This window comes from Octadecabacter algicola (genome assembly GCF_021532625.1).
In the GTDB taxonomy this organism is placed as follows: Bacteria; Pseudomonadota; Alphaproteobacteria; order Rhodobacterales; family Rhodobacteraceae; genus Octadecabacter; species Octadecabacter algicola.
The window spans coordinates 488,315-503,655 of record NZ_JAKGAR010000001.1; the positions used below are offsets into that span (position 1 = coordinate 488,315).

At 52.8% G+C, this 15,341-nt stretch carries 12 protein-coding genes; 5 read left to right on the plus strand and 7 right to left on the minus strand.

What is annotated here, in order from left to right; translation table 11 throughout:
• From L0666_RS02370 to L0666_RS02385, 4 genes are all read left to right on the plus strand, one after another.
• Positions 1 to 621, plus strand: coding sequence for a phytanoyl-CoA dioxygenase family protein (locus L0666_RS02370; RefSeq protein ID WP_235257949.1), 621 nt, complete (start codon positions 1 to 3; stop codon positions 619 to 621).
• Positions 621 to 2,123 (plus strand): UxaA family hydrolase, encoded by a 1,503-nt coding sequence (locus L0666_RS02375; RefSeq protein ID WP_235257951.1) that lies wholly within the window; start codon positions 621 to 623, stop codon positions 2,121 to 2,123. The genes L0666_RS02370 and L0666_RS02375 overlap by 1 nt, the downstream gene beginning before the upstream one ends.
• Before the next feature lie 9 nt (positions 2,124 to 2,132).
• Positions 2,133 to 2,372, plus strand: coding sequence for an NAD(P)-binding domain-containing protein (locus L0666_RS02380; protein ID WP_235257953.1), 240 nt, complete (start codon positions 2,133 to 2,135; stop codon positions 2,370 to 2,372).
• 84 nt (positions 2,373 to 2,456) lie between these two features.
• Complete coding sequence (locus L0666_RS02385; protein WP_235257955.1) at positions 2,457 to 3,332, plus strand: DMT family transporter; 876 nt, start codon at positions 2,457 to 2,459, stop codon at positions 3,330 to 3,332.
• On the opposite strand, the gene L0666_RS02390 is transcribed toward L0666_RS02385, so the two are convergent.
• A complete protein-coding gene (locus L0666_RS02390) occupies positions 3,329 to 4,066 on the minus strand; it encodes an SDR family oxidoreductase (protein WP_235257956.1) in 738 nt (245 codons plus the stop codon). The genes L0666_RS02385 and L0666_RS02390 overlap by 4 nt on opposite strands.
• Positions 4,067 to 4,800: 734 nt before the next feature.
• Positions 4,801 to 6,516 carry a bifunctional helix-turn-helix transcriptional regulator/alpha/beta hydrolase gene (locus L0666_RS02395; protein WP_235257958.1) on the minus strand — a complete coding sequence of 572 codons (1,716 nt, stop codon included), beginning with the start codon at positions 6,514 to 6,516 and terminating at the stop codon, positions 4,801 to 4,803.
• Positions 6,517 to 6,896: 380 nt separating this feature from the next.
• On the opposite strand from L0666_RS02395, the gene L0666_RS02400 reads away from it, so the two are divergent.
• Positions 6,897 to 11,372, plus strand: a complete 4,476-nt coding sequence (locus L0666_RS02400) for a DUF4214 domain-containing protein (RefSeq protein WP_235257960.1) — start codon at positions 6,897 to 6,899, stop codon at positions 11,370 to 11,372.
• A gap of 22 nt (positions 11,373 to 11,394) precedes the next feature.
• Here L0666_RS02400 and L0666_RS02405 read toward each other — a convergent pair whose 3' ends face one another.
• The 5 genes from L0666_RS02405 to L0666_RS02425 form a co-directional block, all read right to left on the minus strand.
• Entirely contained in the window at positions 11,395 to 11,814 is a 420-nt protein-coding gene (locus tag L0666_RS02405; protein WP_235257963.1) for a cupin domain-containing protein, read from the minus strand.
• 96 nt (positions 11,815 to 11,910) lie between these two features.
• Positions 11,911 to 13,185 (minus strand): phosphopyruvate hydratase, encoded by a 1,275-nt coding sequence (eno, locus tag L0666_RS02410; RefSeq protein ID WP_235257965.1) that lies wholly within the window; start codon positions 13,183 to 13,185, stop codon positions 11,911 to 11,913.
• A 50-nt stretch (positions 13,186 to 13,235) separates the two neighbouring features.
• Positions 13,236 to 14,138 carry a DMT family transporter gene (locus L0666_RS02415; RefSeq protein ID WP_235257967.1) on the minus strand — a complete coding sequence of 301 codons (903 nt, stop codon included), beginning with the start codon at positions 14,136 to 14,138 and terminating at the stop codon, positions 13,236 to 13,238.
• A complete protein-coding gene (locus L0666_RS02420) occupies positions 14,138 to 14,854 on the minus strand; it encodes an NYN domain-containing protein (RefSeq protein WP_235257969.1) in 717 nt (238 codons plus the stop codon). Before L0666_RS02420 ends, L0666_RS02415 begins: the two co-directional genes overlap by 1 nt.
• The gene (locus tag L0666_RS02425) at positions 14,847 to 15,269 is read right to left on the minus strand and encodes a Fur family transcriptional regulator (protein ID WP_235259543.1); all 423 of its coding nucleotides are present in this window, start codon (positions 15,267 to 15,269) and stop codon (positions 14,847 to 14,849) included. Before L0666_RS02425 ends, L0666_RS02420 begins: the two co-directional genes overlap by 8 nt.
• Between the last annotated feature and the right edge of the window lie 72 nt (positions 15,270 to 15,341).

Below are 15,341 nucleotides of genomic sequence, written 5' to 3' on the forward strand. Positions count from 1 at the left end.
ATGTTGACCCAAGCGCAAAGAGACCAATTCGACCGCGATGGATACATTGTTGTTGAAGATGTGATCGACATGGCGACGCAAACAGAGGTCGACGCAGAATACGCAAAACTGATGGCGATCCTTTACGATGCTTGGCATGCCCAAGGCCTGGTGCGCGCTGCAACAACCGACATGGGGTCTTGGGAAATGCTGGACGTTGCCTATCGCTGTGGATTCGATTGGTATCAACTGCTCGATATCGTAGAGAGCCTGATTGGGCCGGAACTGACGTCTAATCCGTTTCAGCACGTGCGGATCAAACCGCCTGAGGATCTGGTGGAAAGCGGTGAAATCCGCGCGCATATCGTTACGAAAGACTGGCATCAGGACAAGGGAGTGACGCTGGAGAGCGCCGATGGGAACGAGATGGTGACAGTCTGGCTTGCTCTTAAGAATGCCACGATTGAAAACGGTTGCCTGAAAGTGAAACCGGGAATACGCGATGAAATGTTGCCGCATTGCACCCTGAAACAGACGGGCATTACAGGCACAAACATGCAAATGGATGCGAAGGTTCAATTGTCCCAACGCGACCACATCCCGAAACACCGTTGGTCGTCTGACGGGCCGAGCTGCGCGTAATGTCACTTCTGAAACTGGATAAAGCTGACAGTGTTGCCGTTGCCCGAACCCAATTGGACGTTGGGCAGGTGGTCAATGGGGTAACGATACGAGCGCCTGTGCCAGCAGGGCATAAGGTGGCGATCAAGGCGATCGGCGCGGGGCAAACTGTTTTCAAATACGCGCAACCCATCGGGATTGCATCGTTTGATATCGCTGTCGGTGACCATGTGCACACCCACAACCTCGGCTTTCAGGCGGTGGATCAGGACTATGCGTTCGGCACGAACTTGCGTGCGGCGCAGACAACTGAACAGATCGAAACCTTTATGGGATATGATCGTGGGGACGGCCGCGTCGGCACGCGAAATTACATCGGTATTATCACGTCCGTAAATTGTTCAGCGACCGCCGCTCGCATGATCGCAGATCATTTCACGCCCGAACGTTTAGCTGATTATCCCAACGTTGATGGTGTTGCGGCCTTTGTGCATGGCACGGGCTGCGGAATGGGCGGTGACGGCACAGGGTTTGAAGCCTTGCAGCGCGTCATGTGGGGTTATGCGCGCCATCCTAATCTTGGCGGAGTGCTTATGGTCGGGCTGGGGTGTGAAATGAACCAGATCGATTGGCTCCTTGAGGCCTATGGTTTAAAACACGGGCCGCTGTTTCACACGATGAACATCCAAAATGTTGCTGGGCTGCGTCGTACGGTTGAAATGGGGATAGAAAAGGTCGCCGCGATGCTGCCAGAGGCCAACAAGGCAACCCGCACGCCATGCCCGGCCAGCGCGCTAAAAGTGGCGCTGCAATGTGGGGGGTCGGATGCATGGTCCGGCGTAACGGCGAACCCTGCACTTGGCTATGCCTGTGATCTTTTGGCCGCCCAAGGAGGGACGGGTGTCTTGGCGGAAACGCCCGAGATTTACGGGGCTGAACACCTTTTGACGCAGCGCGCCAGCGATCCTGCGACGGGTCAAAAATTGATCGATCTTATTCACTGGTGGGAAGACTACACAGCCCGGAACAAAGGTAGCTTGGACAACAATCCAAGTCCCGGCAATAAAGCCGGCGGGCTGACCACAATCCTCGAAAAATCGTTAGGCGCGGCGGCGAAGGGCGGAACGACTCCGCTAACTGGTGTCTATAAGTACGCCGAACCTATCACAGCGGCTGGTTTCACGTTCATGGACAGTCCCGGTTATGACCCAGCCAGTGTGACCGGTCAGATCGCAGGTGGCTGCCAGATCGTGTGTTTCACAACGGGGCGCGGATCGGCCTTTGGATCAAAGCCGGCCCCGACGATCAAGATTGCGACGAACACGGAAATGGCCATACGAATGTCCGAAGACATGGATATCGACGCTGGCTTGGTCCTGTCAGATGGGATCAGTGTTGAGGACATGGGTCGCGCGATCTTTGCGGCGATCTTAAGAACCGCATCAGGGACTGAAACTAAATCCGAGGCACAGGGGTTGGGCGATTACGAATTCGTCCCCTGGCAAATCGGTGCCGTCATGTAGGAGACGACTATGACAAAACCACACATCGGATTCATGGGGCTTGGCCTTATGGGCGGGGCAATGGTGTCTCGCCAACAGGATCAGGGATATGACGCGTCTGTTATGGGTAATCGTGATCGCACCGAGTTCGACAAAGCAATCGCAAGGGGAGCGACAGAAGTCGCGTCCGCCAAGGATGTCGCGAAGAACAGTGATTTCGTCATGTTGTGCAAGGGCACATCCGAACAGGTTGAGGGGCCGTTACTTTGAGCGCGTTGCGTGACGCCGATGCCAAAGGGCGTGGTGATGCAATCGTGCCAGAGCTTCTAGATTACTTTGCAGACCGTCAGAAAAATGACTGATCAAAACACCGCGCCTTTCGATCTGGTTGGGCGTGGTATTGTCCTAATGCTCTTGGCCAATTTGATGTTTTCGTTCGTGGATACCTCAACGAAATGGCTGATCGGGTCGGGCCTGATGGTGATCCAGCTAGCGTTTATGCGTTATGCCACTCACTTTTTTCTAACTGTCGTTGAACAGGGCATGAAGTTCAGAACCCGGACTGCGCTGTCATGGCGGATGCGTGGGCTTGTGACGTTTCGTGCTTTTTGTTTGGTCTCGGCAACCTGCGTGAACTTTACTGCAATCGCGCATTTGCCGCTGACGGTCTCATCCGCAATCTTGTTTTTATCGCCTGTCTTTGTGTGTCTCTTTGCCCGCCCGATGCTGGGGGAACAGATCACATTGCGTCATTGGTTCGGTCTTACAATCGGTTTTTTCGGCGTCCTAATTATCGTGTGGCCATTTGGTGAAGCGATCAATTGGTACGCGGTCTTGATGATTTATCCGGCAGCGGCAATGGCTCTCTATCAAGTCTTGACGCGCAAATTGTCGGGTGTCGTGGCGCCAGACGTCCTGCAGTTTTACACAGGTGCACTGGGCACCGCCGCATTATTGCCTGCCGCGTTGTATGTGTGGGTGTCCCCAACAACGGCCATTGCGTGGGTCTTATTGTTCGGCATCGGTGCGTTTGCTTGGGCTGGGCATGAGGCGTTCACTCGCGCACATGCTTATGGCAAAGCCAGCACATTGGCGCCGATTGGGTACAGCTTTGTCATCTATGTCTCGATCGCGGGGTGGATCGTGTTCGGGGACGTGCCGACGTTTAATGTGGTTTTAGGCGCGATCATAATATTCGGGGCGGGTATGTTTACCTGGCGAAAGTCCTAGCCACGCCCAATAAATGGCATCGCGCTGGCCATAACTGTTACAAATTGCACGTTGGCGGATAGTGGTAGCTGCGCCATATGCACTACCGTACTGGCCACATGATCCACATCCATTACCGGTTCTGGCTTGATTGATAAATCCGCTTGGGGCACGCCACTTTGCATTTGGGTCGTCATGTCAGATGCGGCATTGCCGATATCGATCTGTCCGCAGGCAATATTGAATGGTCGTCCATCCAGAGAAATTGTTCGCGTCATTCCGGTCATGGCGTGTTTTGAAGCGGTGTAAGGGGTCGAGCCGGGACGCGGAACCGCAGCAGAGATCGAACCGTTGTTGATGATCCGCCCACCTTGAGGGGACTGCGCCCGCATCAAATTGAACGCACCGCGTGCTGCCAAAAACGCCCCATAGACGTTAACGTTCATAACGGTGAGGAAGTCTTCAGGAGGGATATCGCCAATCGGAGCGGCCGGAACATTATTGCCAGCATTGTTGAACAGTAAATCAAGTCGGCCGTGATCTGACTTAACCTGCTCAAACAAAGTTTCAACTTGATCAGCGTCAGTCAGATCGCACACAATGGACGAACCGCTGCCCATTCGCATTACGGTTTCGCGTAAGGTGTCGAGTTTTCGACCTGTTACGATGACATGAAAGCCGGCTTGGGCCAGTGCTTCAGCACATGCCCGCCCAATTCCAGACCCACCACCTGTCACCAATGCTATCCTGCTCATCAAAGGGCCTTTCTTTCATCTATTCGAGTTCTAGGGAGTGATGTTACGCTGGACTTGCCGAAGATCAAACCTAGCACTTTTGGATGTTAAAGCTCTGCGGCAGCGTCAGCAAACTTGGTTCCACATGTTTTGAGCAAACCAAGGAACCAGTGCGGCCGATTTGATTTGAGACCAGCTATCGAGCCTTTGCGCTATGCCAGACTGTCGCGAGCTGCAGTGTGTTTTGATCGCACGGCCAATGCCCGCTTTGAGCCGGTTTCACCATGCAGATTTTTACCTTACCGACAATCATCCCGCGTTGAGTATTTGGTACATCAATGCCACCACCGACACTGAGTAAGTCAATTTTAACGGTGATGGGACAGAAAATCATATTAGGTATTCGCGAGCTTAGCAGAAGCGAAAGGATGGGGCCTTCGACATATGTCAGGGAACGCTTTTGAAGTAACCGCGTCACGTTACACGGATAGATACATCGGCTGGCACATGACGCGAGAGTGGCAGGAGAAAAGCGCGGTGAACGGTTGCCGTATGGCAACCTGCGGCGGCGAGTACATCGCATCAATCGTGGCTGCGTGTGTCACAGAGCGATGCACAGCGTTCGAGCATATCGGTTCTGCGCTTCGTGAGTTTAGGGGCGTGCGAAGTCTCGACATGAATATTCTAACTTAGATAGCTGAATAGAGTTGGGCGTCGTATTGAGCGGTAATGCGACTTGGCGGACTGTTGGGTGGTTAACCAACTTCACTAAGCTCTCTTCGCGCCAATATTTGTTCGATCAGTGGCTCTACATGAGAAAAACTTAGTAGTCCGCCGCCGTTGATTTCAATGAGTTCACATTGATCAGGAAATCTCAGGGCAAACGTTCGAGAGGTCTGGATCGGGACATTTGGGTCTTCGGTCCCCTGAATTAGAGTAACTTGCTTTGGGCAGTCTTTGACAGTGTCCGTCCAATCCCAGAACGCGCGGGTCATATCGTGGCTACCCGCGTCGAAACCCTGATGAGTGACCATTTGCACACCTTGCTCAATACTTTTGATGACGTGAGGGTCGTTTAGAATTGCAACGTCGGACGGGGACTTGGCATACATCTGTCTCAGGAATGCTTTGGCGCCAATCATACGCATTAGTCTGCGCCCTGACCTCAAAATAAGCTTCGCAACACTTTCTGATTTCATTGACGCATTCATCAGCGACCGCGCCCATGATCCCGCAACGTTGTCATCATCGACAAAGGTTGCAGGAAAGACCCCATTAACGACGATCGCTTTTGATATCCGATCTGGCATCCGCGCGCAGAGTTGAAAGATGAGCGATGATGTCGATGCGCGGCCCAGGAGAATAAAGTCATCGGCCTGCAATTGTTGGACCACTGCTTGAATGTCGCCTGCGATACAATCAATTAGGTCAACCCCCATAGGAGCGACATCGGTTTTGCCCATGCCAGGTAGGGCGACGCTCACCATTTTGATGCCCGCTTCAAACTGCGCGGCCTCAAGTTGCGGCGTAGAGCAATGGCCGAAAATGCTGGGTAACGAAATGACAAGTCGGCCCTGTTTAGCACCGGTCACCGTTACATCAACAATCCGTCCATCAGGGCGCAAGAAGGCGAGCTCGGTGCGATTTGCCCGCTGTGAATCCTCGATGACTGGCAGGAGGCTTGCCATAAGGTCAGACAAGCTGAACGACAGGCGCATTAGTTCGCTTTGGCTGTTGCACCCCGTTTTGCTGAGGATGGATTGCATTTGGTTTCTTATCGTCGGCAACGAGCGGTTTCGTTGTTCGGCGATATCGGTCAGTGTCCGGCCCTTAAGAAAAGAGAACAACAGGGCGTTTTCCATCTGGGTCAGGCCGCATCCGTCTGTCAGTAATCGTGCAGATTGTTCAGCGCCTTTGCCTGTGTTCACGATCAACAGTAGTTGAGAGTCCAATGCCGTGTCTGACCGCATTGTAACCAACATGACGGTCGACGTTGTTTTGGTGGCGGGGTCGTAACACCGGACCATCGAATGACTTGTATTGGGCTGATCCGTTTGAGCGAGCTGTTTTAACGCATCATGCAAAACACGCGGCTCGAAGAACTCAAGAGGGATATCCAAAATCGACTGACCGGCGTCGAGGCGGTACCTCTCCCAGGCGAAATCGTTAAGATCTACAATGCCCCCGTTCGCGTTCAGCAAGAATGCAGGCTCTTCGATCCGTTGCAGCGTGATAGGTCCGCGTTGGGTATTCGAGAGAGAGTTGTCTTCGTTCGTTAGGGCCACCAACGCCCGCTCTGCTGCCTTATTGATTTGTTCAAATGTATCGGGGGTGGCCTGCGAAGGTCCTTGTTGCTCACGGATGATTTCTTGCCAAATCTTGATGAAACTATCGTAGTTTTCAGGTGCCGCGACCAAATCGCCAATGGATTGGATCAAAGCTTGTTCTTTTTGTTTCGAATTATTCGACATTACACAGCTGTGCTCCTGAAGGGTTTCGCGACTATATCAGCTATTCTTCCGGTCCCGAGAATTGAAATGGGGCAAGAAAATCAGACTCTTCGCAAGCGGTTTAGTACATATGCATCATGCCCGCAGCAAACGACTAAGTTATCGTTACGTCAATATTGAACTGGGGAATCATTTCAAACCTGATTGGGGAGGATTGGCGCACTAGGGGTTTTTGATCCCAGCGCGTGTCAAAAAGCGTTCGAAAAAAAGGTTTTATGTTCCTTTGCCAGAACGCGGTTTTTTGCAATTTCAAACGACCTGACGCAACTACGCTTTTAGTAGCTAATCCTCTCCGGCCATTTACGGGATTCCATCTTAATTGACTATTGCTAGGAATTATTATGTCGACTGCACCGCAAACCGTCCGAGTTTCTTCCGATAACCAAAGTATGTGGCAAAGCGGCGAAGCGGAAACGCTGGACTGGGTTGAATACATCCCGATCATCGGCGGCGAGATCACACAGTATGATGTTAAGTCCGCAACCCTAGCATCGGGTACGGGCAAGGTCACAATTGACGACGGTCGTATCAAATACGACTCTGAGGGCACCTACGACTACCTTGCGCGGGACGTAGAGGACATGTTTACGATCACATATGTTGTGGTTGACGACGCGGGCGTTGAAGAAACCAAAACTGCGCAGATCAAAGTTATCGGCGGCGCGAGCGAGGCTGTTTTCCAGCATGTCGACAGCGGTAACGAAGGCGCGGGCAGTATATCTTTTAGCGCAATGACTGCGGCAGATCTTCTGCAGGATGTTCACAATTTTGAACAACTGGTTCCTGTCGACATCGACTTTGACGCTGCAGAAAGCCTCTCTGGCGCGATCAACGACGCCAAAGCAGCGTTGCAAGCCGAAGTTAACCGCAACCAAGAAAACCTTGATGAAGCCGAAGATGAACTGGCCCTGCTTGTCGCCGACCGAGACAGAGCGTTCGACAAAGAAGAGCACATCCTGACGTATACAGGCAAAAGCGCCGAATTGGCGTTGGACCTGACTGCGTATTACGCCGCAGAGGCTGCCAGTAGCGCGATTAATGAACTGGTTGGCTTGTATAGGGCTGCGGAGGTTGAAAAGGGTCTGGCGGAGGTCGCCAAAGCCGCAGCCTTAACCGCCTATAATGTGGCCTACGCAGCGAACAGAACGGCGGTAGAAGCGCTCAATGTTGCCGATTACGCACTGAACGGTGCCAATGGCGCGGTTTCGCTGGCCCGCAAGGCGATCACCGACAAGGATGGGGCGATTGATGGTATTGAAAGCGCTCTGAATGGCGCAAAAGACGTTCTGGCAGATGTGGTCGCCGTTATCGACGATGTGGGGGATTGGCTTGGCAATTTGGTGGGTGATGTCGCCTATTACGCCGAGCTTGCGACCTATGAATCGGCCAAAACTCTGGCCTACGGATATGCTTGGATTGATGACTCAGATTACAAATATTGGGTCAATAAAATAAGCACGTTGAAGTCACAGAAATCAGCCTACGACAAGGCCGTCGCGAGCCGATCCTCTAAACAAAGCGACGTAGACAAATTTGCCGACGATCTACGCAAGGCAAACATTGAATTAGACGCCCTTAAGGATGCCCTTGATGATACCTTTAACGACGCGACAAGGGCGTTTAACGTCGCGCAGGACAAAGTAGATGACGCCCAAAAAGATTTGGACGATGCGCTGGACGATTGGCGGGTTGAAAACCAACGCTTAAATGACGCAATCGATGACGTTGCCGACAAGCTCAAGGAATATACAGATGCCGGTGGGGACGCCGCAAAAGCGGCTTTGGAAAAGGCAACTGACGATGCCTATACTGCATATTTCGACACCTATTATGAGCGTGAAGACGCCCTTAACGCGATGCGGGATGACGGGTTCTTCCTGAATGACAGACCCGACCTCGCGGACCTGGCCATCGCGACCGCTGACTTGGCCGCGGCGCAGGCATTGGTGACGGCAAAAGATATCGAAATATTCGGAACTGAAGGCTATGCCGCAATTCTTGAACTCAGCCAAACTGCGTTCAACACTCTGACGGACAGCAATCTGAAAGCCGAAGTCGAGGTTAAGGTCGACTCTTACATGCAAGCGGGGTTGCTGATTGACTTCGCGATGGATGGCGGCTCCGTGGATACCGACATCGATTTCATGCTCACATCGAATGCCGCCTATGACGTCGTCTCGAACACTTTCACAATCGCTCCGACGATTACGAATGATACGACGGGCGAAAGTATCGCCTTTGAAACAGCCAGCCCGAATATCACCTTCTTTGCAGGACTTGCCTACAATGCCGGTGCGACATTTGAATTCCTGACGGACATTTACGCCAAGTTCGCAAGCATCGAGATCCTCGACTTCCCCGATGGAAATGCCCCAGCCACGTTCACCGAAACGGTTCAGTTGGATGGCATTGTACCGCTTATCGATTTCGACAGCACCGATTTTGGACTGGAGTTCTCACCACCCGGATTTTTGGGCGATATCATCTCGTTTGAATTCAACTCTCCGTCTATCCAGACAGAAGGCAAAGAAACTGATTTCGACGCGGCATTCTACGAAGACGTTACAGGAACCAGCCTCGACCAGATCGCTGAAGTTATCCTTGATCTGATCGACTTGCGTCTGGAATACGGTGAAGAGTTTAAGAAAATACTTGCAGAAAATGGTGCCTCAACGGAGCTGTTCGGGGATGACCTTGGAACTGCAATCGTTGACGCTCTCGAAGCGGTACTAGAAAGCATCGGTGGGGATTACGACGAAGACGGTGACGGCTATGTGCCGATCCTTGTCATCGAACAACGTTCAGATGGATCTCTTCTCCATATTAACTCGATCTCTGATGACCTTTCCGGGCTTGATGACCCGAATAAGGGTGAATTTGGATTCTTTGTCGCCCAAGGTAAATCCGACAACATTTTCCAGGTTAATCTAGACGTGGACCAACTGATTGCGACTGTCATCAACGTCGCATTGGGCAACACCCCTGAGAGCACCATTAACCCTCTCGATCTTAGCCTGAACTTGTTCGACCTATTTGAAAGCAGTGACAAGAACGACGATGACAAAACCGAATCCGAAAAGGACGCGGACAAGGAAGAAACCAAGGAGGGCATCGATGCGATCAAGGAGTACTTCAACCTTGAATTCGGTTTTGAGCTGGCCGATTTGGACATCCGTGCAGGTGCCGGATTCCGACAGGATTTTGCCCTTTCCATCGATGATGTCGCATACACGGTTGTGTTTGAGGACGGCACGACGGGCGAGTTCTCAGCCAATGGCGCGGGCGAAATTGTATTCGAGGATGCCTCGGACCTTGTTGATACCAACAACAACGGCCAGATCGACTATACGCTCGGCCTGACCCCGACGGCAGAATTCTTCAATGACACGGAAGTCGCATTGAATGTCGGCTACACGCTTGATCTGCTTAAGGCGCATCTCGATTTCACCGCCGGTTTGCCGTTCTTGGATGTCGGATATGAAACCAGCTTGTCCTTTGGTCCGCTTTTGCGGCTGGATGGCGAAGTTGATCTGTTGTCCATGGATGTGTTCGAGGATCGTTTCGGCTTCAATGCAGGCACTGCAGAAGTGGCCGGTAGCTTTGTCGTTGCCGAAGAAGCTGTGGTGGAAGGTACATCCGGCAGGGATGTTTTGGTCGGTGACGAGTTCGACAATAGGATTTCGGGAGAAGTTGGCAACGATGTGTTGATCGGTTTGGCTGGCCGTGATCAATTGGACGGCGGGCTAGGAGACGACGTCCTGATTGGTGACGTTCTGCCGGTACATCATTTCGCGGACACAGCAGCGCAGATTTACCGGTTGTACCAAGCAACTCTTGATCGCGCACCGGACGCCAACGGCCATCAGAACTGGACGACACGTCTGGCAACGGACGAAATCACACTCTTGCAGGCGGCCAATGGCTTCGTGAATTCTGCCGAATTCCAAACCGCTTACGGCGATCTTGCGAATACTGATTTCGTTGAGTTGCTTTACGAAAACGTGCTGGATCGGGCGGCCGATGACACCGGACTTGGGTCTTGGGTTGATCGCCTCGAAGGCGGGACATCTCGGGCTCAGGTCGTCCTTGGGTTCTCAAATAGTAAAGAATTCAAGAACAACACAAATGCGGATGCAAATGAGTTCGCTCAAGGCAACACACAACAGATCTGGACGGACGATGTTTTCCGTCTGTATCAGGCCACGCTCAATCGTACGCCGGACTCCCTTGGTATGATGAATTGGTCTGAGAGACTCGGCTCGGGTGTTGATTACCTGGATGTTGCCAAAGGTTTTGTCGGTTCGCGTGAATTCCAGAAACGCTTTGGCGATGATCTCAACAGCTCGGATTTCGTGGAACTGTTGTACCAGAACGTCCTCGGGCGGGAGGCGGATGTCGCTGGTCTAGCACGTTGGACCGGCGATCTCGACGATGGGGCTGCACGGGTCGAGGTTGTGCAAGGCTTTGCACAATCCTCCGAATTCCGCTCCAAAACATCCGATCTACTTGAAGACTGGATGCGAAGCTCCGCCGCTGGTGACAAGTTGTCCGGAGGCATTGGTGACGACGTTAAGATTGGTGGGTTTGGGGCTGATATTTTTGTGTTTGAGAAACTGGACGTTGGAAACGACACCGTTATGGACCTCGAGGCTTGGGATACCATTGATATCTCCGATTTCGAGTTCAGCGAGCTCTCTGTGGCTCAGGCGGCTTTCTTTCAAGACAATGCAGACGTGGTGTTCACGGCGGGTGACGTCAACGTGCTCTTCAAAGACGTCAGCCTTTCCATCTTTGACGAGGATATGTTGCTGATCTGATCCACAGGTCGGCCCGCGGCGTTTAGGGAATGTCGAAGTCCGGTTCGGCGAGGATAAAGCCCTCAAACGAAAATCCTGGGCTCACGGTGCAACTCACCAACGTCCAATCGCCAGTTGTGCGGGCTGCTTGCCACGCATCTTTTGGTACGATCGCTTGTGGGCGTTCACCTGAGCTGATGTCGGGTCCAAGTCGGGTTTCGGTCTTTGGCCCATTGTCCGTTTGGGACATACTAAGAACAAGAGGTGCGCCCGCATGGTAAAGCCAGATTTCAACCGCATCGACACGGTGCCAATGACTGGTCTCGCCGTTCTTTAGCAGAAAATAGATACAGGTTCCGGACGGGCGGCCGTCTGATGTTTCGTCCACCCACGTTTGGCGAAAATAGCCGCCTTCGGGGTGCGGCGAGAGGTCGAGGGCGGTAATGATTTCATCTGCGGTCATAGGGGCAGGCTAGGCGGGTTCGCTCGGTAGGCCAAGGGCTGCGTACAAAAAAGGCCCCCGCAATCTGCGAGGGCCTTGTGTCTTAAGTGTCGCGACTTAGCGCAAGATGGAACGACCAGCATACACGGCTGTTTCTTCCAGCATTTCTTCGATGCGGATCAGCTGGTTATATTTGGCCAAACGGTCAGAGCGGGACAGGGAGCCCGTTTTGATCTGGCCACAGTTTGTCGCGACAGCGAGGTCGGCGATTGTCGCGTCCTCGGTTTCACCGGAACGGTGGGACATCACGTTTGTGAACCGCGCACGGTGCGCCATATCTACGGCGGTAAGTGTTTCGGTCAGCGTGCCGATCTGGTTCACTTTGACCAGCATGGAGTTCGCGGACTTCTGCTCGATCCCCATTGCAAGACGGGCAGGGTTGGTTACGAACAAATCGTCACCGACCAGCTGGATCTTATCGCCAAGACGGGCGGTCAGGGCAGCCCAACCATCCCAGTCATCCTCGGACATGCCGTCTTCAATAGAAATGATCGGGTAGTCATCGCAAAGCGCCGCAAGGTAGTCGACGTTTTCTTCGGATGTCAGGGAAGCGCCTTCGCCCTTCATCTCGTACTTGCCATCTTTGTAGTATTCTGTCGCAGCACAATCGAGTGCGAGGTAGATGTCTTCGCCAGATTTATAGCCAGCTTTGTCGATGGCTTTCAGAATGAAATCAAGGGCATCACGGGTGGAGTTGATGTTCGGGGCAAAGCCACCTTCATCGCCGATACCTGTGGAATAGCCTGCCGCAGACAATTCAGCCTTAAGGGTGTGGAACACTTCGGATCCCATGCGGATGGCTTCTTTAACGTTGCTCGCAGAGACCGGCATGATCATGAATTCTTGGATGTCGATCGGGTTGTCGGCATGTTCGCCGCCGTTGATGATGTTCATCATCGGAACGGGCAGAACGCGTGCTGCGGTGCCGCCGATGTAGCGGAACAACGGCTGAGCTGTGAAATCTGCTGCAGCCTTGGCAACGGCCATAGAGACGCCCAAAATCGCATTCGCGCCCAAACGGCCTTTGTTGTCTGTGCCGTCCAGTTCAATCATCGCCATGTCGATAGCAACTTGTTCTGTTGCATCAAACCCGAGGATGGTTTCTGCAATCTCGCCGTTGACGGCTTCGACGGCTTCCAGCACGCCTTTGCCTTTGTAGCGGGCTTTGTCGCCGTCGCGCTTTTCAACCGCTTCGTGGACGCCTGTCGATGCGCCTGATGGAACTGCAGCGCGGCCCATTGTGCCGTCTTCCAGTGTTACATCTACTTCAACCGTCGGATTGCCTCGGGAGTCGAGGATTTCGCGGGCGTGAATGTCGATGATGGTGCTCATGGCGTTTTCCTTTGGAAATGTTAGCGCAAACAATTGGTTCGTTACGAACCCTATAACGGGTCATGTAACGCTTGGGAAGGGCGGCGCAATTTGGCCGCTTGGCGGGCTTCGCGTAGGAACGTAAAGACACCAGCACCAATAACGATGGAGACCCCGATTAAGGTCATTGTATCGGGACGTTCGCCGAGGATCGTCATCCCCAGCATCAGTGCGAAAACCATCCGAGTATAGCGGAACATCGAAATAAATGCCGCATCGCCTGTGCGAGTCGCCGCGACGATGCTCAGGTATGCGGCCAGAACGATAAACACGCATGCCAGAAGGATAAGGGTATCGCTGAGCTTTGGGACAACCAGTGCGTCCCCGTCAATCCAACACAACAACAGGCCAGCGGGGATCAGCGCGATGAAGGCATGCAAAGCCATATGAGGCCCAGAGATGTCGACATTAACCGCGCGCGTCGCAAGGTCGCGCGCTGCAAGGCAGATCATTCCCACAATGCCGAGGATCATGGTGCCTGACATGCCGTCCACACCGGGGCGGATAATCAATAAGACGCCGCCAAACCCGATCAGAATAGCTGACCAACGTCGCCAACCGACAGTCTGGCCCAAGAACAAAACGCCGCCGATTGCGACAACAAGTGGCGTGGCTTGAATGATGGCTGATAAAAGGGACAAATCCATGCGAACCAGTGCTGAGATGAAAAACATCGTCCCAAGAACGTCAAACATCGTACGCTGCAGAACGCGTGGGTTTTTATGAGCCGCAACAAAGACAGGCGTGCGTTGCTTCAAAAACCAAACCGCAAAAGCCAGAGCGGCACCAGCGCCCATCACAGTAACGATCTGCCCTGCAGGGACACGATCATCCAACAGCTTAATCAACACATCCTCGATGGCGAACGCCAGCATGGAGAACGTCATCAAGGCCGCGCCCTTTAGATTTCCCATCAGGACTTCAACCTGATTTGTAGATGGGTTCCAACTTGCTTGGTCTCGATGCCATTGAGCATTTTGACGAGCGAAGACAGTTTGGCATGACCATAGCTGCGCGGATCAAAGTCGGGATGAAGGGCGTTTATTCGGCTGCCGACTGTTGAAAGTGGGTACCATCCGTCTTGGCTGTCGATCTTACCGATAGCCGCTTTGAATAAAGGTAGAGCCTTTACTGGTGGAGGAAGGTGCTTTTTGGACTCCGTGGATTGATCATCGCCGTCACTCGTAGGGACAGCGATAATGTTCTCAATGAGTATAAAACGATTGCAAACATTTCGAAGTGACTTTGGTGTCTTTGCTTCTCCTATTCCGATCACTTCTTGGCCGTCTTCCCGAAGTCGGTTGGCCAATGCCGTGAAATCGCTATCCGAAGACACCAAAACAAAGCCGTCAAAACGTCCGCCATGCAGGATATCCATGGCGTCAATAACTAGGCCAATATCACTTGCGTTTTTTTGTTTCGTGTTTGCTGTTTCCTGTCGGGCGACAAGACCTAGTTCTGGGATGACTTTTGACCAGCCATTTAGTCCATCGGATGACCAATCACCGTATACCCTGCGCAATGCGGGTTCTCCAATTTCGCTGACTTCCTTCAAAATCGCATCAGCATGTTTGGGATTAACATTGTCGGCGTCGATCAAGACCGCCAATAGCTTACGTTTGCTAGACATCCATGTTCCCATCTTTTTTAACACCGTACAGCTCTAAACGGTGGCCGCGCAGTTCATAGCCGAGCTTGTCGGCGATCTTTTCTTGTAGGGCTTCGATTTCAGCGTCAATGAACTCGATCACTTCGCCTGATTGAAGATCGATCAGGTGGTCATGGTGGTCGCGGTCGGCTGTTTCATATCGGGCACGTCCGTCGCCGAAGTCATGTTTGTCGAGGATGCCGGATTCTTCAAGCAGTTTGACCGTGCGGTAGACCGTTGCCAAAGAAATCCGCGGGTCAGCATTCGAGGCACGCGCGAACAGCTCTTCCACGTCTGGATGATCGTCAGCTGCCTCTAAGACGCTCGCGATCGTGCGGCGTTGTTCGGTAAGGCGCAGGCCCTTGGCCTCGCAACGTGAAAGAATGGTGTCTGGCATGTCGGCCTCACGGGTATTGATGTGATAAGAACCTGTTACGCCATCGTTCTGGCAGGGGCCAGTGCTGTGATG

Bases quoted from the DNA above. Each gene is read 5' to 3' on its own strand.
- L0666_RS02370 (WP_235257949.1), top strand. From the start codon at position 1: ATGTTGACCCAAGCGCAAAGAGACCAATTCGACCGCGATGGATACATT.
- L0666_RS02375 (WP_235257951.1), top strand. From the start codon at position 621: ATGTCACTTCTGAAACTGGATAAAGCTGACAGTGTTGCCGTTGCCCGA.
- L0666_RS02380 (WP_235257953.1), top strand. From the start codon at position 2,133: ATGACAAAACCACACATCGGATTCATGGGGCTTGGCCTTATGGGCGGG.
- L0666_RS02385 (WP_235257955.1), top strand. From the start codon at position 2,457: ATGACTGATCAAAACACCGCGCCTTTCGATCTGGTTGGGCGTGGTATT.
- L0666_RS02390 (WP_235257956.1), bottom strand. From the start codon at position 4,066: ATGAGCAGGATAGCATTGGTGACAGGTGGTGGGTCTGGAATTGGGCGG.
- L0666_RS02395 (WP_235257958.1), bottom strand. From the start codon at position 6,516: ATGTCGAATAATTCGAAACAAAAAGAACAAGCTTTGATCCAATCCATT.
- L0666_RS02400 (WP_235257960.1), top strand. From the start codon at position 6,897: ATGTCGACTGCACCGCAAACCGTCCGAGTTTCTTCCGATAACCAAAGT.
- L0666_RS02405 (WP_235257963.1), bottom strand. From the start codon at position 11,814: ATGACCGCAGATGAAATCATTACCGCCCTCGACCTCTCGCCGCACCCC.
- eno (WP_235257965.1), bottom strand. From the start codon at position 13,185: ATGAGCACCATCATCGACATTCACGCCCGCGAAATCCTCGACTCCCGA.
- L0666_RS02415 (WP_235257967.1), bottom strand. From the start codon at position 14,138: ATGGGAAATCTAAAGGGCGCGGCCTTGATGACGTTCTCCATGCTGGCG.
- L0666_RS02420 (WP_235257969.1), bottom strand. From the start codon at position 14,854: ATGTCTAGCAAACGTAAGCTATTGGCGGTCTTGATCGACGCCGACAAT.
- L0666_RS02425 (WP_235259543.1), bottom strand. From the start codon at position 15,269: ATGCCAGACACCATTCTTTCACGTTGCGAGGCCAAGGGCCTGCGCCTT.